The sequence below is a fragment of the Bradyrhizobium sp. USDA 4541 genome, from assembly GCF_024171085.1.
Classification (GTDB): Bacteria; Pseudomonadota; Alphaproteobacteria; order Rhizobiales; family Xanthobacteraceae; genus Bradyrhizobium; species Bradyrhizobium australafricanum.
On the sequence record NZ_JALJZF010000001.1, the window covers coordinates 6,412,420 to 6,431,616 of the forward strand.

Sequence of the window (19,197 nt, forward strand, 5' to 3'; positions counted from 1 at the left end):
TGCGCGAGCAATGCCATCGGAAACGCGGTTTCGGATCGTTGCGGTGCTGACGGCGCTCGCGACCAGCCTGTGCGCGGGCTACGCGGCGTCGGAAAGCGCGAGCCACGCCCTCGCCTCGCCGGAAAGCTTTGCCGGCATCGAGAATGTCGAGCAGCGCTCGGCGGCGATCTTCACCGAGCTCGGCAAGGTGTTGACGCATCCGCGCTGCACGAACTGCCATCCTGCCGGCGACAGCCCGCGGCAGGGCGACATCAGCCGCATGCATCAGCCACCGGTGACACGCGGTGCCGACGGCCACGGCAAGGACGCCATGCGCTGCTCGATCTGTCACCAGCACGCCAATTTCGACCCCGGTCGGGTGCCGGGACACCCGGAATGGCACCTTGCGCCGCGCGAGATGGCATGGGCCGGCAAGACCGTCGGCGAGATTTGCGCGCAAATCCGCGACCCCGAGCGCAATGGCGGCCGCAAGGTCGAGGAGCTGGTCGAGCATATCGGCAAGGACACGCTGGTGGGCTGGGCCTGGCATCCCGGCTTCGGCCGCGCACCGGCACCGGGCACGCAGGCGCAGGCCGGCGCGCTGGTCGAGGCCTGGGTGAAGACCGGCGCGGCCTGCCCAGTGCCTTAAGTCGCGCAACTCCGAACTAGTGGCGCTTGAAATACTGCACGTCGCGCTCGTGCTTCTCCGCCGCCGCGCGCGACTTGAAGGTGCCGAGATTGCGGCGCTTGCCGGTCTTCGGATTGACCTTGCGGGAATAGAGCCGGTACTCGCCGGAACTTAGTTTGCGGATCATCGCAACGCCTCGCCAATGCCTTTCGCATGTCAACGACATGCCGCGGAGAGCGTTCCAGTTCGGTTAGAAGCAGAGATTGGTCACGGCATTGCCGCGCTTGTCCTTGATGACATAGGGACAGCGGGCCCGCTCCAGCGCCTTCTTGGCATCCTCGTCGCCGAGCGCCGCCGCCCGCTCGTAATAAGCTTTCGCGGCATCGCTGTCCTTCGGCCCGCCGCGACCGGCCTGCGCGAAGGCGCCCATCCGCTCCAGCGCGCCCGGATGGTTCTGCGCAGCGGCCTTCTCGAACAGCGCCCGCGCGCCGACATCGTCCTGCGCGCCGCCCTGGCCTTCGGCCAGCATCATGCCGAGCTGGTACTGCGCTTCGGCATTGGTCTCGGCGGATTTGGCGAGCAATTCGCGCGCGCGTGCCGGATCAGCTGCCGCGCCGCCGCCGCCGAGCGCGGCGAGATTGCTGACGCCGCGCGCGTTGCCGGCCTGCGCCGCGCGCTCGAACAATTTGCGGGCCTGCGCCTCGTCTTTGGCAACGCCGGTGCCGTTGCCGTAGAGCACGCCGAGCTCGACCATCGCCGAGGTCGAGCCCTTGTCGGCGGCCTTGCGCCAAGCGCTTGCGGCTTCCGCCGTCTGCCGGTTGGCGGCATAGGCCCGGCCGAGCTGGTACATCGCGCGGCGCGACGATCTTGCGGCCACCGCGCAGTACTTGATCGCGGTCGCGATGTCGGCCGACGCGATGTCGGGCACGCCCTTCACGTCGGCCGGCTTGTCGGGATCGGTGGGATCGGCGGCAAGCCGGTCGCACAGCACGAGGTCGGCCGATTGCGCATGGGCAAGCACGGGCGCGGCCAGCGCCACAGCGAAGACAATCGCGTGAAGTGGTTTGAACATGACCAGCAGGTTGCGTCGCGGTGCGGGCGAATTCAAGGCTCGAGCCCGGTCTCGCGCAGCACTGGCGCGACGTCAGCCGACGACAGATAGCGCAGCAGGTGATCGGCGGCCGCCGCGCGCTGCGACGCTGCCATGCGGCCGGCGGAGAACACCGCCGGGGTCTGCAAATCCAGCGGAATCGGCCCGACGACCTCGATGCCCTCGATCTGCTTCAACTCACTGATCTGCTGGATCGCGAGGTCGGCCTCGCCGCTGACGAGCTTCTCCGCGGTGAAGCCGCTCGGAATGATCACCGCCCGCGCGTTGATCGCCTCCACAATGCCGAGACGCTCGATCAGCTGCGCGAACAGGATGCCGCTGGCGCCGAGCCGCGAATAGGCCACCGCCCGCGCACCGAGCAGCGCCGCACGCAGCGCGGCTTCAGTCGCGATGTCGGGATGAGCCGCCCCCGCCTTCACCGCGACGCCGACATAGGAGCGCGCGAGATCAACGGCACTTTCCCGCGCAACGCGGCCCTCGCCGATCATCTCGTCGAGGCCCTGGCGGGTCAGGATCACGAGATCGGAGCCCTCGCCGCCGCGCAGGCGTTCGAGTAGTGCCAGCGTCGGGGCGAAATCGGCGTCGATCGCAACGCCGCTCGCCGCCTGATAGGCAGCGGCGAGCCGCGCGACCGCGCCCTTCAGCGCCAGTGTCGAAAGAACGCGAACCGAATTGCCCATATGGCCTATGCCCGCCGCATCAGCTTGAGCGCGGCCGTGAGGCGCAGGCTGCGCTTGCCGGCAAGCGCGGTCGCCTCCAGCACGGCGCCCTCGGCGTCGCAGGTGCCGGCAAAGCCGATGCCGACCTCGTGGCCGCCAAAGATCGGGTTCTCGCCCATCGCCGAAGTGTGCTCCTGATTGAGGATCTGGCCCTTCCAGCGGCCTTTCTCGGAGGTGTAGGTGCCGAGATAGTAGAAGAAAGCGTCGCCGCCAAGGATGCGGCCGTTGTTCAGCAGCATCACGCCGGTGAGGCCGCCGTCGACCCCGTCGAGCACGCGGATGTGGATCGAATAGAGCCCGTTGATGACGCCGCCCTCGCCGACTCCGCCGGCGAGCGGGATGTCCCCCTCAGTGATCGGCGTCATCACCGACTGGAACGGCACGCCGGGCAACTCCTTCAGCTCGCCCTTGAAGCGGTAGAGGTCGCCGTCCGGCCGGCCTTTGGCAATCAGCGTGGCGTCATCGGTACCGGCCATCGCGCGGTAGTTCGGATCGGGGTTATGGCGGACGGTCTGGATCTCGACTGCGACCTCGTCGCCGGCTTTCTCGTAGGTGCCGATATGGGCGAACGCCGAATTGCCGCCCAGCATCTTGCCATCGCCGACATACATCACGCCGCGGCCGACGGCGCCGCCGAGTTCGAACCGGACCTTGTAAAACCCCTCAAACAAGCGCCGCATCCCCGGCAGCCAAGATGCACCCGTTATCTAGCGCGGTTCATAACGCAGCGAAACCGGTTTCGGCGGAACGCCGCCTGCAAAGGGTATCGCTAAATAGCGAAGGTCCGCCAAGGCTGTCGCCCTGGCGGACCCGATTTGCGGTACCGGATGGCTCCATCCGGGTCCGATAGCAGCTTAGGCCGCAGCCTTGGCGCCGGTCGGCACCTCGGAGATCGTCTTCAGGATCTGCGAAGCGATCTGGTAGGGGTCGCCTTGCGAGTTCGGGCGACGGTCTTCCAGATAGCCCTTGTAGCCGTTGTTGACGAAGGAGTGCGGAACGCGGATCGAGGCACCACGGTCAGCCACGCCGTAGCTGAACTTGTTCCAGGGCGCGGTCTCGTGCTTGCCGGTCAGGCGCTTGTCGTTGTCCGGGCCGTAGACGGCGATGTGATCCATCAGGTTCTTGTCGAAGGCCTTCATCAGGCTCTCGAAGTACTCCTTGCCGCCGACTTCGCGCATGTACTTGGTCGAGAAGTTGGCGTGCATGCCCGAGCCGTTCCAGTCGGTGTCGCCGAGCGGCTTGCAATGGAATTCGATATCGATGCCGTAGCTCTCGGTGAGGCGCAGCATCAGGTAGCGGGCCATCCACATCTGGTCAGCGGCGGTCTTGGAGCCCTTGCCGAAGATCTGGAATTCCCACTGGCCCTTCGCCACTTCGGCGTTGATGCCTTCGTGGTTGATGCCGGCGGCGAGGCAGAGATTGAGATGCTCTTCGACGATCTTGCGGGCGACGCTGCCGACGTTCTTGTAGCCGACGCCGGTGTAGTACGGGCCCTGCGGCGCCGGATAACCCTCTTCCGGAAAGCCGAGCGGACGGCCGTCCTTGTAGAAGAAGTATTCCTGCTCGAAGCCGAACCAGGCGCCTTCGTCATCCAGAACGGTGGCGCGCTTGTTCGAGACATGCGGCGTCTTGCCGTCGGGCATCATGACTTCGCACATCACCAGCACGCCGTTCTCGCGCGCGGCGTCGGGATAGCAGGCGACCGGCTTCAGCACGCAGTCAGAGCTGTGGCCTTCAGCCTGCTGGGTGGACGAACCGTCAAAGCCCCACAGCGGAAGCTGTTCGAGGGTCGGGAACGACGCGAATTCCTTGATCTGCGTCTTACCGCGCAGGCTCGGCGTCGGCGTATATCCGTCGAGCCAGATATACTCGAGCTTGTACTTGGTCATTGAACCTCTCTGTTGATGATGCAAAACCGTGAGGAACCGAAAGCCAGTCGGCCGCCGCACGCGTACCCGGCCACCATCGGCCGGCTCTTACTAAGCAATTAAAATGCCAGTCGCTGCACTGCGGTGCCCGCCCGGCCGCGGATGTCCACAGCGGAGATCGCATTTTTTTCTGCGACATAGCAGCGCGGCTGGCATGCGCCGCGGTCAGTCAAAATCTTCTCCCAGCGCCCTCCGCCGCCCGTTTCTGCAGCAAATTCGGCTACGGCATCGCCTGCCGCTTAATGCGGCGGCAGCGCCATGTGACAGTTCGTGTCCAACGATCGGGTGCCCCGCAACCATCGTCGCGGCTCAAGCGTTGGTCAGCTACATCCTGCCTCACAGGAAGCAAACCCGAATCTGCCCACGAATTAGCCAAACAATGACTATTTCTTGTTCACTTGCACCCCGCCCAGCCCGGGCCGATATCGAAAACACGGTAACCACACGCGAATGAGTCGGGCGCACCATGGAGGCTCGCTCCGGCCAAAGGAGACTTTGACATGATCACCACGGGCCAAAACCAAGGACCGATCCAGGGATCGGCAACAATCTATCAATTCCCGGCAGGGGGCCGCGCGGCTCTCGGCGGACGCCGCTACGGCGAGGCGCGGACCGCGCTCGAACTCGCCGCTGAAGTCGAGACCTCGGCCTGCAGCGAGAGCTGGTACCATCAGGCGGCCATCGACGACGCCAAGCCGGGCCGCGATCACTGATGCCGATGCGATCGAGGGGCGCGACGCAAAAACGTCAGACAGCAGCAGAACAATAACAAGGGTCGGAACGCGAGCGTTTCGGCCCTTTTTTCATGCCAGCTCGCAGGCCGTCGCCGGCCGCCTTGCATGCCGGAGCCTGGCAAGCCCGGCCCGGCTGATCTCGAGCGTGACTCCGCCGCCCTTGTAGCGCGTGCCCGTCAGCGACAGGCGCTTCTTCAGCGTCACCGCCTTGCCGTCGAGTTGCAGATGCGCGCGCGTATCCCCGTTGAAGAACCCGGCAATGAATTGCGTGCCGTCGGCGCAGCGATAATTCCGAAAGGCGGACTGCGCCGACACGTTCGAGGAACCAAAGAGCTCGAAAAGAATTGCGCCGATGACAATGGCGCCCCCGCGATAAGTCATATTCTCCCCCCAACGGGCCGGTTATAGACCTGTCTGCGCCGCTATTCCTGCGCCAAGACCTCATCAGCTGCAACAGGCCCGCCCGATGTCCGAAGCCCCTGCCCGTCATCTCAATCTCGCCGGCGCCAGCAATTTTCGCGACCTCGGCGGCTACCAGACGCGCGACGGGCGGACGGTGCGCTGGCGCCAGATCTTCCGCTCCAACCATCTTGCGCATCTTACCGAGCAGGACGTCGCCGTGGTGCGCTCGCTCGGGGTCAGAAGCGCGTTCGATTTTCGCGGCGTCGCCGAGCGCGCCGAGGCGCTATGCGGCATGAGCGACGTCACCGTGCATTCGCTTCCCGTCGAGCCGACCGTGGTGGCTTCGCTGCGCGAGATCGCCAGCAACCGTCAGCTCTCGGAAGCCGATGCGATCGACGTGATGCGGGACTCCTACCGGGGCTATGTGCAGGACAACACCGCGCGCTACCGCACGCTGTTTGCCCATCTATTGGAAGACCGCGCGCCGCTGGTGATCCACTGCACCGCCGGCAAGGATCGCACCGGCTTTGCCTGCGCGCTGATCCTGCACGCACTCGGCGTATCCGATCAGGTGATCGCGGACGACTATCTCCTGACCAACCGGTTCTACAAACGCGACCCGGCCCACAGCACCGAGCTGCCTGACGACGTCAAGCAGGTGCTCGGCACCGTGCGCGCGGCATTTCTGGAGGCTGCATTCGAGGCGATCGATGCCGACTATGGCAGCCTCGACGGTTATTTCCGCGAAGGCCTCGGGCTCGGCCAGGCCGAGCGCAAGGCGCTTGAAGGCCGCTATCTGCAGGCCTGATCAGTTCGCCCGACTTTTCGAGCGACGTGCACACCGGTTCGCGTGAAGAAAACGCGGCTGAACCAAAAAAGCTCAGGCCGCTGCGGCCTCGAGCTCGAGTTCCGCATCGAGGTCGGCAATCACATCCTCGAACGCCGAGATCGCCTGCTGGATCGCGGCGATCTGCATCAATTCCCAGCTGCCCACTGGTCCCTTGCGGTTTTGCAGCGCCACCACGAGATCGCGCCGCTGCTCCTTAAGCTGAACCAGCGGTAAACCGTGATCCGGAAGATTTCCCATTCGCATAACCCCTACCTTGGCTGGAGTTCCGCTTCTAAGGAAAGGGTTCTGCAAACGACTTACAGAACTGCTGCAAATTTTATCCAACAGGCCCTACCCCGTAGTCTTACGTAGTCGGGCCGACGTCATTGGGCTTACGTGATCGCCTCCGGCTTCAAGGCGTCGTCGATCGCGCCGAACAGCGACTGGGTTACGCAATTGGTCGCCCATTCGCTGGTATGAAGCTGCCCGCCATCGTCGAGCTCGGCGAGTGGAATCCCGTCATCGGTCCAGCGCTTCATCAGCGCGAAGCGGCTGAACAGATTCACCTTCTTGCTTGCAGTCACTTCGGCGATCATCGGCATGATCACGTTGGCGAGATTGAGCGCAGCTTCCGTACCGACGATCGCCTGCGTGTACTGGGAATCCATCACGACCACGTCAAGCGGAAGCGCAGCGAGCACGTCGAGCCCGGCCTCCAGCGCCGCACGCACCTCGGCCGGATTGTAGCTCTTGTAGACGGCGTTGGTGCCGACCTGCCAGATCACCAGCACCGGCGCCTCAGCCGTCACGTCGGACTCGATGCGCGAATACTCCTCCGGCGCCTCCTGCCCGCCGATCCCGCGATTGATCACGTCGATCATCCGGCCGAAGAAGCGTTGCCGCAGCAGCATCTCGAGCCGCGGCGGGAACGGCAGGATGTTGTCAGCGCCCGCGGTCGAGGACGATCCGAGCGCCACCAGCTTGATCTTGCGCTGATGCCGGAGCGCATCCGCGAAGTGCGGCAGCTTATGTCCGAACCTGACGAGATCGGGATGGGTTTCGCACGGTCTGGGTGTCGGCATCGCAAACATCCTTGAGGTGAATGAATTGATGAATGCGCGCAGTAGGCGGCGAAATTGGCGGCATTGCAAATGAATTCCGCCTGATCATAGTGGGCATTCGTTTGCTCGCGAATGCGGAGACCGCCATGCACGGAAAAGCCATCGTCATCACGGGCGCCCTTGGCGCGCTTGGCAAAGTGGTCGCCACAGAGGCGCTGGCGCGCGGCGCGCGCGTCGCCGGCATCGATCATGCCGCGTCAACGCTTGCGGCGACGGCCGACCATATGGAGCTGGGCGGTGTCGACCTCACCGACACGGCGCAGGCGACCGCCGCGATCGACAAGGCGGCCGCGCATTTCGGCCGGCTCGACGGGCTGATCAACATCGCCGGCGGCTTTACCTTCGAGGCGGTCGGCGACGGCGACCCGGCGACCTGGCAGCGCATGTATGCGATGAACGTGATGACGGCGCTCAACACCTCGCGCGCCGCTATCCCGCATCTCACCAAATCGGGCGCCGGACGGATCATCAATATCGGCGCACTCGGCGCCTTGCAGGCGGCCTCCGGCATGGGTCCCTATGCCGCCTCGAAGGCCGGCGTGCACCGCCTTACCGAGTCGCTCGCTGCGGAACTGAAGGGCAAGGTCACGGTCAACGCGGTGTTGCCCTCGATCATCGACACCGCCGCCAATCGCGCTGCGATGCCGCAGGCCGACATCTCCAAATGGGTGACGCCGAAAGAGCTCGCCCAGGTGATCCTGTTCCTCGCCAGCGATGCCGCGAGCGCCGTCACCGGCGCGCTTCTGCCGGTGAACGGGCGGGTTTAGATGCGCTCCCTCTCCCGGATGCCTTTCGGGTCGATCTGGCCGATGCCATATGCTCGTGATGACTACTGCAGAAGACATCGAAAAGGCCGTCGAACGGCTGCCTCCTCGTGAGCTGGCCCGCTTTCGCGCCTGGTTTGAAACGTTCGATGCCGAGCGTTTCGATGCAGCGATCGAACGGGACGCAAAGGCCGGGAAACTCGACGCCTTGGCGGACGAGGCCTTGGCAGCTTATCGCGCCGGACAGTCGCGCGACTTGTGAAGCACTCGGCCTCCCCCAAATTTTGGACTGCCTACGAATAACTACCCGTTCCAATCCGTGAGCTCGCCGACGCGAACTTTGCGCTGTTGAAGCGCAATTCACGTCATCCATCTCTACAATTCAAGAAGATCGGGCGATTTTGGTCCGTTCGGGCTGGCTTGCGCTATCGCGCGCTTGCCGTCGAAACAAACGAGGATACCTCTGGTTCTGGATCGGCTCGCACGCAGAATATGATCGCCTGATCAGCTGAGGCCGCGAGCGCGACTAGCATCGGCAGTTCAGTCCGCAACCAGCAGCCGCAGCTTCGACCGGAAGCGGAGCTCTGCTTGCCGGCGAGCGGCATGCCGTCACCTTCGGCTGTCTGGTCGGTGTAGGTGCCGGTAAATCCGATCGTGACCACCTTGCGTTCCCACACCGGGCGCTCGCCATAGGTCGGCGAATGCTCCTCGTTGGTGACCTCGCCCTTCCACTTGCCATCGGCTGCGGTGTAGCTGCCGTAGGCAAAGAAAAACGAGTCGCCGCCGCGCATCTGTCCGTCGCGCAGCACCATGACGCCCTGGTTGCTGCCAGAGACGCCGTCGAGAAATTCGACGGTGATGTGATCGAGCCCGTTCCGGATCATGAGCTGCGCCTGGTCCCGGTTCCGACAATAGCCGCTCGGCCGTGTCTTGGGCAAATTCCAATCGCATCGGCGGGCGCAATTCCGCGCTATGCTGGCGCACCGAGTCGCGGCCGATGCCGCAGGAGCCTGCCTGTTGGAAACCGCGCTTTATCTGCCCGTCAAACGCTTCCTGGAAAAGCTCGGCTTCACGGTGAAGGGCGAGATCGGCGGCTGCGACCTCGTGGCGCTGAGCGGCGATGATCCACCGGTCGTCGTGGTCGGTGAACTCAAGCTCGCCTTCAATCTCGAACTGATCCTGCAGGCGGTCGATCGCGCCGGCGCCGCTGACGAGGTGTGGATCGCGGCCAAGGTGTCGGCCCGCGGCAAGGGCCGCGAGAGCGACGCGCGCTATCGTAATCTGTGCCGGCGGCTCGGCTTCGGCATGCTCGGTGTCACCGACCGCGGCGACGTCGAGGTGCTGGTGCCGCCGCCGACCGCGGCGCCCCGCCGCAATCCGAAGAAACGTTCACGGCTGATCACCGAGCACCAGAAGCGCAAGGGCGATCCCGCAATGGGCGGATCGACGCGGGCGCCGATCATGACCGCCTACCGGCAGCAGGCGCTGGCCTGCGCCTGTGCGCTTTCGGATGGGCCGCGGCGGGTGCGCGACCTCCGCGCGGATATTCCCGACGCCGGCAAGATCCTGCTGCATAATGTCTATGGCTGGTTCGATCGCGCCGAGCGCGGCATCTATGTGCTGACCGATGCCGGTCGCGCCGCGCTGAAGCGCTGGCCGCAGCAACAGATGAGTGCATCCGGGGCAGAAGCCATCCCGTAGAGCATGATCCGGAAAAGTGCGAAGCGGTTTTCCGAAAAGATCATGCTCAAACAAGAACCTAAAGTGCGATGATGACTTGGCTTCATCGCGCATTGGAGGGGGAAATCATGATCGTCGTCACCGGCAGCGTCACCGCCCGCCCCGACTCGTTCGACGAGGTGCGGCGGCTGAGCCTTGAACATGTTCATCGCTCGCGCACCGAGCCCGGCTGTATCTCCCACGCGGTCCATGTCGACTGCGAGAATTCGCTCAGACTGGTGTTCTTCGAGCAATGGGCCGACCGCGCCGCGCTGGCGGCGCATTTCGCGGTCCCTGCGTCACGCGATTTCGTCCGCTCGCTGCAATCTCTCGCGGCCGCGGCGACCACCATCGAACTTTATGACGCTCACAAGATTGAGAGACTCTAGCTGCATGGCTGGATTGCCATCTCACATTCATATTGCAATGCAACATTGGGGACCTTACGTATCTCTCGCGATTCAATGATGAGGCGGCGATGAGCGGAGACTGGAACACCAAGTATGGCACCCGGCGCGTGCGGCATGATCCGCCGACGCTGGAAGAAGCAATCTTCGCTGCCATCGGCATCACCGATGACGTGGAGGCCCAGGCCGAGATCGCGTCGGCCCTCATGGGGCTGCCCTATGACGACGTGCTCGCCGAGGTGAAGAAGACCGCGCGCGTCAGTGCCCGCACCGGCACGGCAACCCGTGTCATCGCCGGCGAACAGGGCGCTCAGCGCTCCGTCGTGGTTGAGCGCCGCGTGGTCCGCCGCTTTGCGACCGACAAGCGCACCGGCACCTGAGACGCACCATCCAATTGCTGAAAGAAAGAGGGCAATCCATTGAGTGGATTGCCCTTTTTCGTTTGATCCGAGATTCTTGTTGGGCGCGTGTCCTTCACGCGAACCGGTATCCACTTCGCTTGGAAACGCTGCCGATTCAGGCCGCCCGGCCCCAGCCGGAGATCTGCATCACCATGCGCCAATACGCGCGGTTCATTTCGACGATCGCGTGCGCAGCCTCGACCGGCGTCACCGCGGTGACAGCCGGCGCCGCTTCGGGCTGCTGCTGCTCGCTCAGGTCGATGCTGCCGGTCGACTCGCCATGACGGAAGGTCAGCTGGGCACCGAACTTGGTGGCGAGCGCCCGCATCGCATCGTTCTGTGCGCCAGTGGTGATGCGCAGGCTGCCGTAGCCCTTGGCGTGCGCCTCGGCGATCAGCTTGCGGAACAGGGTGCTGCCGACGCCCTTCCGCCGCGCCGACCGCTCGACGCTGAAAGCGATCTCGGGCTGGGCATCCGGTGACTGCTCCGGCGGATGCAACTCGGCCGCGCCGCGGACCACGCCGTCCTCGAAATAGGCGATGATGACCGTGCCGTCATTGGCGCAGCGCTCGGCGTAGCGGCGGATGAAACTGTCGTCGATGAAGCCATGAAAACGATCATGACGGCTGGTGCGATCCAGCCGCAGCAGGTGATCGCGCAGCAGCGGAAGCTCTTCCTGCTGGCTCAACGTCCGCACGGTGCCCTTGGCGGCCGTCGAACGAATGGAATCATAGTTCATTTCATAACTCCTCTTGGTAGCCCTCGAGGAGGCGTCGAGTCCCTAGCAACCCCTATATTGTGCGACGCACCATAAAATTCAAGCGCCGAGATTCATTCAATTAAGGCATGTGGTGATTGGTAAATCACATTATCGCCCCATCATAGTACCAGCTGTGTCTGGGTCACCACCGCGACCAGCTTGCCGTCTTCGGTCTCCAGCCTGGTCTGCCACACCTGGGTCCGGCGCCCGCGGTGAACCGGTGTTGCGGTCGCAATCACGGTCGTCCCCTCCTTGGCGCCGCCGATGAAGTTGGTCTTGCTCTCCAGCGTCGTGGTGCCCTTGGCGTCCCCAGGCAGGTTGATCACGGTCGCGGCGGCGCCGACCGAGTCCGCAAGGGCCATCACCGCGCCGCCATGGATCGTGTTGCGGAGGGTGCAGAGGTCCGGCCGCACCACCATTTTCGCGACCACCCGGTCCTGATCGGCCTCGATGAACGTAACGCCCTTCAGTTCCGCAAACGGCATCTTCATCGACTGGATCTTTTCGAGCGGCGTCATGGGCACTCCCTGCTTTGTGGCCTTCTTCGAGGTTGATATCGGGCATGATGGATTGCCAGAGCGGGCCCGGCAATGACGTCTGAGGTAATGGCGCGAATGACGTCATGACATCAGTGACAATGTGCCTCGGAGCCTGCATACCGCCTGCCATGCGCGACTTCCCTCCCCGTCGGATCGTCTGCCTGACCGAAGAGACGGTCGAGACGCTCTATCTGCTCGGCGAGCAGGACCGCATCGTGGGCGTCTCCGGCTACGCGGTGCGGCCGCCGCAGGTCCGCCGCGAGAAGCCGCGCGTGTCGGCGTTCATCTCCGCCGACATGCCAAAGATCCTGGCGCTCGACCCCGATCTGGTGCTCGCCTTCTCCGATCTGCAGGCCGACATCGTCGCCGATCTCGTGCGCGCCGGCGTCGCCGTCCACGTCTTCAACCAGCGCGACGTCGCCGGCATCCTCGCGATGATCCGCAGTCTGGGCGCAATGGTCGGTGCCGCCGACCGCGCCGATCGGCTCGCGCAAAACCTCGAACAACGGCTGGCGACGATCGCGGCAACGCCGCGTCCGGCACCGCGGCCAAAGGTCTATTTCGAGGAATGGGACGATCCGCTGATCAGCGGCATCGGCTGGGTGTCCGAACTGACCGAGATCGCCGGCGGCGAGGACGCGCTGCCGCATTTGCGCGTTCACAAGGCGGCCAGGGATCGCATCGTCACGCCTGACGCGGTGCGCGCGGCGATGCCCGACGTGATCCTGGCGTCCTGGTGCGGCAAGAAGGTCGTGCCCGACCGCATCCGCAAGCGTGAGGGCTGGAGCGAAATCCCGGCGGTGCGCAACGACCGCATCGTCGAGATCAAGTCGCCCATCATCCTGCAGCCCGGCCCCGCCGCGCTGACCGATGGGCTCGATGCGATCGTGAAGGCGTTGTGGGCGGAGCGCTGAAACCTCCAGCGTCGTCCCGGCGCAGGCCGGGACCCATACTCCGCGGCTAATGTTGTGATCGGGACTCGTCCTCGCAGCGCTGCACAACAAGCAAGATTTGTGGTTATGGGTCCCGGCCTTCGCCAGGACGACAGCGAATTTGTTGCGCAATCACGCACAAGACTATGATTGCAATGGCATAGGGAGAACGAAGCTACGCCTTCTCTACGCCGCACCATTCCGCGATGAACAGCGCCATCGCCTTGGTCGCTTTCCGCAGCGACTCCAGTTCGACATATTCGTTGAAGCCGTGCATCGCCGCGCCGGTGGCGCCGAAGCAGAGGCTCGGGATGTTGTGGTTCAAACCGTAGAAGCGCGTGTCGGTCAACGCGGTGAAGGCGCGGTCTTCCACAGCGCCGCCATAGACGACCGAGTGCGCCTTGGCGAAGGCAGCTTCCGGTGCCTCGGAGTTCACCAACTCGTAGCCTTCCGACAGGAAGCCCGACCATTCGACCTGCGGCGGATTGTTGGAGAGGAAGCGATGATCGCGCGCCGCCGCCGACACGCAGGCCAGAATCTCCTTCTGGCACTCGGCGATCGACCAGCCCGGCAAGACCGCGATGCGGCAGTCGACGTCGCACCAGGCCGGCACGCTGGAGGCCCAGTCGCCTCCCTTGATGATGCCCGGATTGAAGTTGATCGGGTGATTGACGCCCTTGAAATGGCGGTCGGCCTTGGCGCGCTCGTTCCAGGCGATCTCGAGCTTCTCCAGCGCATGCACCAGATGATACGCCGCCATGATCGCGTTCGAGCCCGCGCCGGCCTCGAACACATGCACCGGGAAACCGCGCACCTTCAGGCGGAACCAGATCACGCCGACCTGCGAGCGGATCATCTTGCCGTTGGTCGGCTCCGGGATGAAGCAGGCATCGGCGCGATAGCCGCGCTGCAAGGTCGAGAGCGCGCCGACGCCGGTGCTCTCCTCCTCGATCACGGACTGGAAGTGAATCCGCGCCGTCGGCTTCAGGCCGGCCTTCCTGATCGCATCCAGCGCATAGAGCGCGGCGATGGTGCCGGACTTCATGTCGCAGGCGCCGCGGCCATACATCCTGCCGTCCTTGATGACGGGCGAGAACGGCGGCGTCTCCCACATCTCGAGCGGACCGGTCGGCACGACGTCGCAGTGGCCCTGCAGGATCAGCGATTTGCCGGCATTGCTGGCCGGGCGGTAGGTGCCGACCACCGTGCGTGCCTTCGAGAAATCATGCTCGATCGAGCCGAAGCCGCGCAAATCCTTCAGCTCGTCGAGATTGATGTGCCAGTCGTCGACCTCGTAGCCGCGCTCGCGCAGGAGATCGCCGATCATGTCCTGGCACGGCCCCTCGGCGCCGCGGGTCGAGGGGATCGCGACGAAGGCCTGCGTCGTCGCAAGCTGCGCATCGAATCCCTCATCAACAGCGGCAAGGATTCGTTGTTGCGTCTCGGCAGTCATGCTTTGGCTCCATCGGGAAAACAGATCAGGCGGGAGCCGCAGCGTAGCCCGATTTCACTCCGCGGGGTATTGCGCAAAATAGGCGTCCCGCAATGCATCTTCGAGCAGCCGGCCCTCCGAATAACCATCGAGCGTCTTCGGCCGCGTCACGCCGTCGAGCAGCCGCGGACACGGCTCCGGCGCGCCGAGCACGGTGCGCACCGGAATGCGCTCGGCATAGATCGGCAACTCGTAATCCTCGTCATCGTCGGCGACGCCCTTGGCGCGAATTTTTGCCGAGGCCTCCTCGATCTCCATCGCGATGAACGAGGTCGCCTTGATCTCCTGCTTGTTGCTGGCACGCAGGCTCGCGGTGCGCTCGGGAAAGAAGCGGTCGACCATCGCGACGATCGCGCGTTCCTTCTCTGCGGGGTCGGTGACGAGATAGGCCGACCCGAACGCCATCACCGCGCGATAGTCGGCCGAGTGGTTGAAGCCGCAGCGCGCCAGCACCAGGCTGTCGAGATGGGCGACCGTCAGGCACACGCGTTGCCCTTCGGACTGGTTCTCCAGCATCCGGCTCGCGCTCGAGCCGTGCCAGTAGAGCCTGGTGCCCTCGCGCCAGAAGAAGGTCGGCGTGCAATAGGGCTGGCCGTCGATCACGTAGGAGACGTGGCACAGCATCGAGGCGTCGAGGATCTTGTGCACGGTGGCGTGGTCGTAGAAGCCGCGGTCGTGGCGGCGCTTCACGCGGCTGCGGGACGACATGGGATAGGACGGAGCGGATGCGCCTTCGGTCACGATGAGCCTTTCGAAATCTGGAATCTGTCCAGAGTTGTAGCGGCTCATTTGGTCTGCGATAGTGCCAATTCCATGCGAAAAATTCCGACCAATTCTCGGGAGCCCGCGGCGCGCAAGGCCGAGCTGCCGCTCGATCTCGCCGGCCCGCACGTCACCCCCGGCGCGGCCTCGCAGCAGCGGCTCTATCAGGCGCTGTGCCACGCGATCGTCGGCGGCCTCGTCAAGCCGGGCGAGCCGCTGCCGCCGTCGCGCGCGCTCGCCAAGCAGACCGGCTTCCGCCGCAACGCGGTCACCACGGCCTATGAGCGGCTGATCGCCGACGGCTTTGCGGTGGCAACCACGGGCTCCGGAACCTTCGTCGCGGCGCGCATTCCGGCGCAGGCCGCCGCGCCGCGCCGTGCAAGGATCGCGATCGAACCGCCGCAGCACAACGCGCTGTCGCTCGGCTGCACCCATATCGACGAGCGCGCGCTGCAGCGCTTCCGCGCCTTCGCCGGCCGCAGGCTGCGCGCCTTCGGGTCCGAGCATCTGCATTACGGTGATCCCCGCGGCGGCAGCGAGCTGCGCGCGGCGATATCGGACCATCTGCTGTCGGCGCGCGGGCTGCGCTGCGACCCCGACCAAATCATGCTGGCGTCCGGCACGCTGCATGCCCTGCGCATCGTGCTCGGGGCGATCCTCAAGCCCGGCGACCAGGTCTGGTGCGAAGACCCCGGCTATCCGGCGGCGCGGCGCGCGATCGAGCATTGCGGCTATCGTCCGGTGTCGGTGCCGGTCGACATGTCGGGCATGCGCATCGACAAGGGGCGCGCGTCCGCGCCGCAAGCGCGCGCTGCCTATGTCACGCCCTCGCACCAGTTTCCGCTCGGCGTGCAGATGTCGATGCCGCGCCGGCTCGAGCTGCTCGACTGGGCACGGGATGCCGGCGCCTTCGTGTTCGAGGACGACTACGACAGCGAGTTCCGCTACGACGGCGCGCCGCTGTTGTCGCTGGCCGGCATCGATCATCTGCGCCGCGTGATCTATATGGGCACGTTTGCGAAGACGCTGTTTCCCGGATTGCGGATCGGCTATTGCGCCCTGCCCGAAGCCTTGATCGGCCCGGTGACGGCGGCGCGCGCCGCGCTCGACCGCTTTCCCGCCACGTTGATGGAAGGCGCGGTCGCCGACATGCTGAACTCCGGCGCCTTCGCGGCCAACTTACGCAAATCGCGCAAACTCTATCGCGAGGCGCGCGACATCCTGGCGTCGACGCTTGTGAGCGCATCCGAAGGCGAGCTCACGGTTCCCGTGCCCTCGCAGGGCCTGCACCTCGTGGCGCGGCTCGATCCCTCGACCGATCCGCTGATTGCCGCGCAGGCAAAGGCTAATGCCGGCGTCGGCGGCTGGCTGCTCGCCGAGACCTATCATCGCGCGCCGCCTCTGCCCGGCTTCGTGCTGGGATTTTCCGGCCATCCGGTTCCGCAACTCGTTGCATCGGCGGAACGATTGGCGAAGACAACGCTCGCCGCGCTGCGCGCGACGCGCAAGACATCGGTCAAGCCATCCGCCAAGCCGCAGCGCTCTAGGAGAATCGCAGTCACCTGACTAAGGTCGCCCGCGTTCAGTCAGTGTCCGCTTACGGAGATACCGGATGCCAAATCGCAACGTCCTGTATCTCGTGATCGCCGCGCTGGTCGTGATCGCAGGCATGCTCGGCTACAATCTTTATCAGGCGAACAAGCAGCCCGAAGGCCTTCAGATCAATGTCGGCCCCGACGGGCTCAAGATCCAGAACAAGTGAAGGAGGCTGCGATGCTGCGCTTGGGATTCGTCGCGCTGGTCAGCGTCGCAGCTCTTGGCGCGATGACTCAATCCGCCGCAGCAGAGCAGTCCTACATGCGCGAGGGCGACATCGTCGATCTGCGGGTCGGCCAGCGCGTCCTTGTCGATGACGGCTCGTGCCCGGCCGGGCAGATCAAGCAGGTCGTCGGCTCCAGGCTGAGCCAGAACGGCGTGGTGCGGACCAGCAGCTGCGTGCCGCGCCTCGCCAAAAAGTAAAACGCCCCGCTGACGCGAGGCGCTGCGGTCCTCATTGCTTTGAGGCGCGGCTCAGTTCGAGACCGGCTCAAACATGCATTGCAGGGTCGGCTTGGCGATCTTGGTGAAGGTCGGCCCGATCTCGCCCTGCTTGGACGGCGGCACCCAATCGGTCTCGATGGTCGGCACGCCGGTCTCGCTGATACCGCGCAGCAGCGCCTGGCGCAGGTCGGGATCGTCCACGGTCGCGGCGGCGTGGTCGTGCAGGCAGCCGCACACCGCCTCGGGATGCGCCCAGCGGCCGAGCATATGCGGCGCGCATTGCCGCACGAACTCGTCGCGCGGTTCAGGCACGCGGTACAGCGAGCGGATCTGCATCGATTCGAGGGGGAGCTGGGATTGGGCCTGCGCGGCGCCCGCCAAGGGCCCCATCAGGACGAGCGATGCCAACATCGCGGCGGAACAGATACGGAGCAGCATGGGGAGCCTTTACCGGCAGTTCTATTTTTTGCTTCGCGCTCAGTTGGCCTGCGCCAGCACCATCGGGGCCGGGGTGACCACCGGCGAGCCGTTATAGGAGAAGGTGCCGATCCCGGGCAAACCGCTGTCCGGCGAGCCTGCCATTGACGAACCGGCCATCACAAAGGCGAGGGCGAGGATCAGGCTCATGGTTCGCATCTGACAGTCTCCGTTATTCCGCTCGGCATCCGGCGCCGTTGTGTGACGGTCTGATAACGATCTGCCGTTTCCGGAGTTCTGCGGAACAAGCCGAAAATGGTTTCGTCGGAACTCGAATTGTTTCGTCGACCAGCGGTCCACGAAACATTCGGCGGAAAACACCAATGATTTCAGCGGCAGAAGCGTGACTGAAAAGCTGTTGAAAACTTCGCGCGACAATGCCGGACCTCGGCCACTGCCGGAACGACGGCCAATTATGCGTGCAAACTGAACGAGCTACCGCGCTTTGTTAACTTTCCTCTGCTGAGAGGAGAAGCAGCACAGCAAGGGCGGCGGTGAACCGGGCGGCGGTTTCGTCGACTCATGTCTGCGTGCCGTGCAACCATCTTCGCGGTGGCACGTTGTCGTGATCCCTCCCGATCCAACGAAGGATGTCAGTCGTGGGCAATGGCAACATTGGTGTTGGCAATGAATCCGCGGCGAGCAAATCCGGCCAGCAGCAGATGACGGCCGCGATGCCGCAGCAAGGCGCCTACGTGATGGGCGACAATGAGTGCGCGCCGCAGAAGCTGGTCCGCCTCGTCGGCTGCCGCGACTCGAAGGTCAAACCGGGCCTTGGCATCAGCGCGAAGCCGTTCGGGCAAACCGAGCGCTAGCTCGCCCACCGCCTCAGCCGCCTGGGCCAAGCCCCTGCTCCAGCTATTGAATGAACTCGCCGCACTTCTGCACGGCAGCATCGGCCGCGCCCCACGGCATGATCGGCACCGACGACGTCGAGTTCTTTGGCGAGCCCTCGATCAGGCGGTCCGAATAGACCATGTAGACCAGCACATTGCGCTTGGCGTCGCAGCCGCGCACGATCTGCATCTTCTTGAAGAACAGCGACCGGCGCTTGCTGAACATGTCATCGCCCTGCCCGAGCTTGGTCTTGAAGCGGATCGGCCCGATCTGCCGGCAAGCCAGCGAGATATCGGAGACTTCCTCGGCAAGGCCAAGCCAGCCCTTGAAGCCGCCCCTCTCCGGCACCGTGAAGTGACAGGCGACGCCCTCGACCTCGGGATCGTCGACGCCATAGGTCGCGAGCTTGTCGTTGGGGCTCACCCATTTGAACACGGTGGAGCGGCGGAAGATCAGGTCCGGCTCGTCGGCCGCGACCGCAGGACCCGCCTGCCCCAAAGCCAGCAACATCAGCAGCACCGCGCATCCCCATCGAGACAACCGTCGCAGGTCACACAAGCTCACAGTTCTCGATGTCATTGAGGTCTCCGCGGGGTGGGTCCCGCCTATGTAGTGC

At 64.7% G+C, this 19,197-nt stretch carries 28 protein-coding genes and 1 pseudogene; 14 read left to right on the forward strand and 15 right to left on the reverse strand.

Annotated features, from left to right (window positions below; genetic code table 11):
• Positions 1–10 precede the first annotated feature (10 nt).
• Positions 11–628 (forward strand): hypothetical protein, encoded by a 618-nt coding sequence (locus tag J2R80_RS30545; RefSeq protein ID WP_057019930.1) that lies wholly within the window; start codon positions 11–13, stop codon positions 626–628.
• 16 nt (positions 629–644) lie between these two features.
• On the opposite strand, the gene J2R80_RS30550 is transcribed toward J2R80_RS30545, so the two are convergent.
• The 5 genes from J2R80_RS30550 to J2R80_RS30570 form a co-directional block, all read right to left on the reverse strand.
• On the reverse strand, positions 645–794 hold the full coding sequence (locus tag J2R80_RS30550; protein WP_092086355.1) for a hypothetical protein: 150 nt from the start codon (positions 792–794) through the stop codon (positions 645–647).
• A 63-nt stretch (positions 795–857) separates the two neighbouring features.
• The gene (locus tag J2R80_RS30555; RefSeq protein ID WP_076832067.1) at positions 858–1,679 is read right to left on the reverse strand and encodes a tetratricopeptide repeat protein; all 822 of its coding nucleotides are present in this window, start codon (positions 1,677–1,679) and stop codon (positions 858–860) included.
• Positions 1,680–1,711: 32 nt separating this feature from the next.
• The gene (locus J2R80_RS30560; RefSeq protein ID WP_076832064.1) at positions 1,712–2,398 is read right to left on the reverse strand and encodes a substrate-binding domain-containing protein; all 687 of its coding nucleotides are present in this window, start codon (positions 2,396–2,398) and stop codon (positions 1,712–1,714) included.
• A gap of 5 nt (positions 2,399–2,403) precedes the next feature.
• Positions 2,404–3,108, reverse strand: coding sequence for a hypothetical protein (locus tag J2R80_RS30565; RefSeq protein ID WP_057020062.1), 705 nt, complete (start codon positions 3,106–3,108; stop codon positions 2,404–2,406).
• A gap of 183 nt (positions 3,109–3,291) precedes the next feature.
• Entirely contained in the window at positions 3,292–4,326 is a 1,035-nt protein-coding gene (locus J2R80_RS30570; RefSeq protein WP_024581543.1) for a glutamine synthetase beta-grasp domain-containing protein, read from the reverse strand.
• Positions 4,327–4,865: 539 nt separating this feature from the next.
• Here J2R80_RS30570 and J2R80_RS30575 point away from each other — a divergent pair.
• Complete coding sequence (locus J2R80_RS30575) at positions 4,866–5,078, forward strand: DUF2735 domain-containing protein (RefSeq protein WP_050386610.1); 213 nt, start codon at positions 4,866–4,868, stop codon at positions 5,076–5,078.
• Between the two features lie 90 nt (positions 5,079–5,168).
• Here the strand turns inward: J2R80_RS30575 and J2R80_RS30580 are convergent, their stop codons facing one another.
• Entirely contained in the window at positions 5,169–5,480 is a 312-nt protein-coding gene (locus J2R80_RS30580; protein ID WP_057019926.1) for an MliC family protein, read from the reverse strand.
• A gap of 85 nt (positions 5,481–5,565) precedes the next feature.
• Here J2R80_RS30580 and J2R80_RS30585 point away from each other — a divergent pair, with 85 nt between their 5' ends.
• The gene (locus J2R80_RS30585; protein WP_076832061.1) at positions 5,566–6,309 is read left to right on the forward strand and encodes a tyrosine-protein phosphatase; all 744 of its coding nucleotides are present in this window, start codon (positions 5,566–5,568) and stop codon (positions 6,307–6,309) included.
• Positions 6,310–6,381: 72 nt separating this feature from the next.
• Here the strand turns inward: J2R80_RS30585 and J2R80_RS30590 are convergent, their stop codons facing one another.
• Together J2R80_RS30590 and J2R80_RS30595 are read right to left on the reverse strand one after the other, a co-directional pair.
• Positions 6,382–6,588, reverse strand: a complete 207-nt coding sequence (locus J2R80_RS30590) for a hypothetical protein (RefSeq protein ID WP_035634033.1) — start codon at positions 6,586–6,588, stop codon at positions 6,382–6,384.
• 134 nt (positions 6,589–6,722) lie between these two features.
• Positions 6,723–7,412 carry a GDSL-type esterase/lipase family protein gene (locus J2R80_RS30595; protein WP_057019924.1) on the reverse strand — a complete coding sequence of 230 codons (690 nt, stop codon included), beginning with the start codon at positions 7,410–7,412 and terminating at the stop codon, positions 6,723–6,725.
• Positions 7,413–7,537: 125 nt separating this feature from the next.
• Between J2R80_RS30595 and fabG the strand changes: the two genes are divergently transcribed.
• The 6 genes and pseudogenes from fabG to J2R80_RS30625 all read left to right on the forward strand — a co-directional run bounded on the left by fabG (position 7,538) and on the right by J2R80_RS30625 (position 10,721).
• Positions 7,538–8,218, forward strand: a complete 681-nt coding sequence (gene fabG / locus J2R80_RS30600) for a 3-oxoacyl-ACP reductase FabG (protein WP_057020061.1) — start codon at positions 7,538–7,540, stop codon at positions 8,216–8,218.
• A gap of 49 nt (positions 8,219–8,267) precedes the next feature.
• Complete coding sequence (locus J2R80_RS30605) at positions 8,268–8,477, forward strand: hypothetical protein (protein WP_371852171.1); 210 nt, start codon at positions 8,268–8,270, stop codon at positions 8,475–8,477.
• A gap of 53 nt (positions 8,478–8,530) precedes the next feature.
• Positions 8,531–8,727 (forward strand): annotated as a pseudogene (locus J2R80_RS43800) (hypothetical protein).
• Positions 8,728–9,232: 505 nt separating this feature from the next.
• Complete coding sequence (locus J2R80_RS30615) at positions 9,233–9,916, forward strand: DUF2161 domain-containing phosphodiesterase (RefSeq protein ID WP_057020059.1); 684 nt, start codon at positions 9,233–9,235, stop codon at positions 9,914–9,916.
• A 107-nt stretch (positions 9,917–10,023) separates the two neighbouring features.
• Positions 10,024–10,323: a putative quinol monooxygenase gene (locus J2R80_RS30620; protein ID WP_076832055.1), complete on the forward strand. Its 300-nt coding sequence runs from the start codon at positions 10,024–10,026 to the stop codon at positions 10,321–10,323.
• Positions 10,324–10,412: 89 nt separating this feature from the next.
• Entirely contained in the window at positions 10,413–10,721 is a 309-nt protein-coding gene (locus tag J2R80_RS30625; protein WP_016843036.1) for a hypothetical protein, read from the forward strand.
• A gap of 136 nt (positions 10,722–10,857) precedes the next feature.
• Here the strand turns inward: J2R80_RS30625 and J2R80_RS30630 are convergent, their stop codons facing one another.
• A complete protein-coding gene (locus tag J2R80_RS30630; RefSeq protein WP_168856993.1) occupies positions 10,858–11,481 on the reverse strand; it encodes a GNAT family N-acetyltransferase in 624 nt (207 codons plus the stop codon).
• A gap of 140 nt (positions 11,482–11,621) precedes the next feature.
• Complete coding sequence (locus J2R80_RS30635; protein ID WP_057019919.1) at positions 11,622–12,020, reverse strand: PaaI family thioesterase; 399 nt, start codon at positions 12,018–12,020, stop codon at positions 11,622–11,624.
• Between the two features lie 149 nt (positions 12,021–12,169).
• Here J2R80_RS30635 and J2R80_RS30640 point away from each other — a divergent pair, with 149 nt between their 5' ends.
• On the forward strand, positions 12,170–12,955 hold the full coding sequence (locus J2R80_RS30640) for a cobalamin-binding protein (protein ID WP_057019918.1): 786 nt from the start codon (positions 12,170–12,172) through the stop codon (positions 12,953–12,955).
• Between the two features lie 193 nt (positions 12,956–13,148).
• Here the strand turns inward: J2R80_RS30640 and J2R80_RS30645 are convergent, their stop codons facing one another.
• Together J2R80_RS30645 and J2R80_RS30650 are read right to left on the reverse strand one after the other, a co-directional pair.
• Entirely contained in the window at positions 13,149–14,426 is a 1,278-nt protein-coding gene (locus J2R80_RS30645) for an ArgE/DapE family deacylase (protein WP_253639910.1), read from the reverse strand.
• Between the two features lie 54 nt (positions 14,427–14,480).
• Positions 14,481–15,173, reverse strand: coding sequence for a pyridoxamine 5'-phosphate oxidase family protein (locus J2R80_RS30650; protein WP_371852173.1), 693 nt, complete (start codon positions 15,171–15,173; stop codon positions 14,481–14,483).
• A gap of 105 nt (positions 15,174–15,278) precedes the next feature.
• Between J2R80_RS30650 and J2R80_RS30655 the strand changes: the two genes are divergently transcribed.
• From J2R80_RS30655 to J2R80_RS30665, 3 genes are read left to right on the forward strand one after another with little or no spacing between them, the layout of a single operon-like run.
• Entirely contained in the window at positions 15,279–16,793 is a 1,515-nt protein-coding gene (locus tag J2R80_RS30655) for a PLP-dependent aminotransferase family protein (protein ID WP_253639911.1), read from the forward strand.
• Between the two features lie 46 nt (positions 16,794–16,839).
• Positions 16,840–16,989: a hypothetical protein gene (locus J2R80_RS30660; RefSeq protein ID WP_167350431.1), complete on the forward strand. Its 150-nt coding sequence runs from the start codon at positions 16,840–16,842 to the stop codon at positions 16,987–16,989.
• An 11-nt stretch (positions 16,990–17,000) separates the two neighbouring features.
• Positions 17,001–17,246, forward strand: a complete 246-nt coding sequence (locus tag J2R80_RS30665; protein WP_210262764.1) for a DUF6719 family protein — start codon at positions 17,001–17,003, stop codon at positions 17,244–17,246.
• Between the two features lie 51 nt (positions 17,247–17,297).
• Here J2R80_RS30665 and J2R80_RS30670 read toward each other — a convergent pair whose 3' ends face one another.
• Together J2R80_RS30670 and J2R80_RS30675 are read right to left on the reverse strand one after the other, a co-directional pair.
• Positions 17,298–17,705, reverse strand: a complete 408-nt coding sequence (locus tag J2R80_RS30670) for a hypothetical protein (RefSeq protein ID WP_057019915.1) — start codon at positions 17,703–17,705, stop codon at positions 17,298–17,300.
• 39 nt (positions 17,706–17,744) lie between these two features.
• Complete coding sequence (locus tag J2R80_RS30675) at positions 17,745–18,122, reverse strand: hypothetical protein (protein WP_143271143.1); 378 nt, start codon at positions 18,120–18,122, stop codon at positions 17,745–17,747.
• 212 nt (positions 18,123–18,334) lie between these two features.
• Between J2R80_RS30675 and J2R80_RS30680 the strand changes: the two genes are divergently transcribed.
• Positions 18,335–18,559 carry a hypothetical protein gene (locus J2R80_RS30680; RefSeq protein ID WP_141340469.1) on the forward strand — a complete coding sequence of 75 codons (225 nt, stop codon included), beginning with the start codon at positions 18,335–18,337 and terminating at the stop codon, positions 18,557–18,559.
• Between the two features lie 43 nt (positions 18,560–18,602).
• Here J2R80_RS30680 and J2R80_RS30685 read toward each other — a convergent pair whose 3' ends face one another.
• The gene (locus J2R80_RS30685) at positions 18,603–19,160 is read right to left on the reverse strand and encodes a CreA family protein (RefSeq protein ID WP_028332339.1); all 558 of its coding nucleotides are present in this window, start codon (positions 19,158–19,160) and stop codon (positions 18,603–18,605) included.
• Positions 19,161–19,197 lie beyond the last annotated feature (37 nt).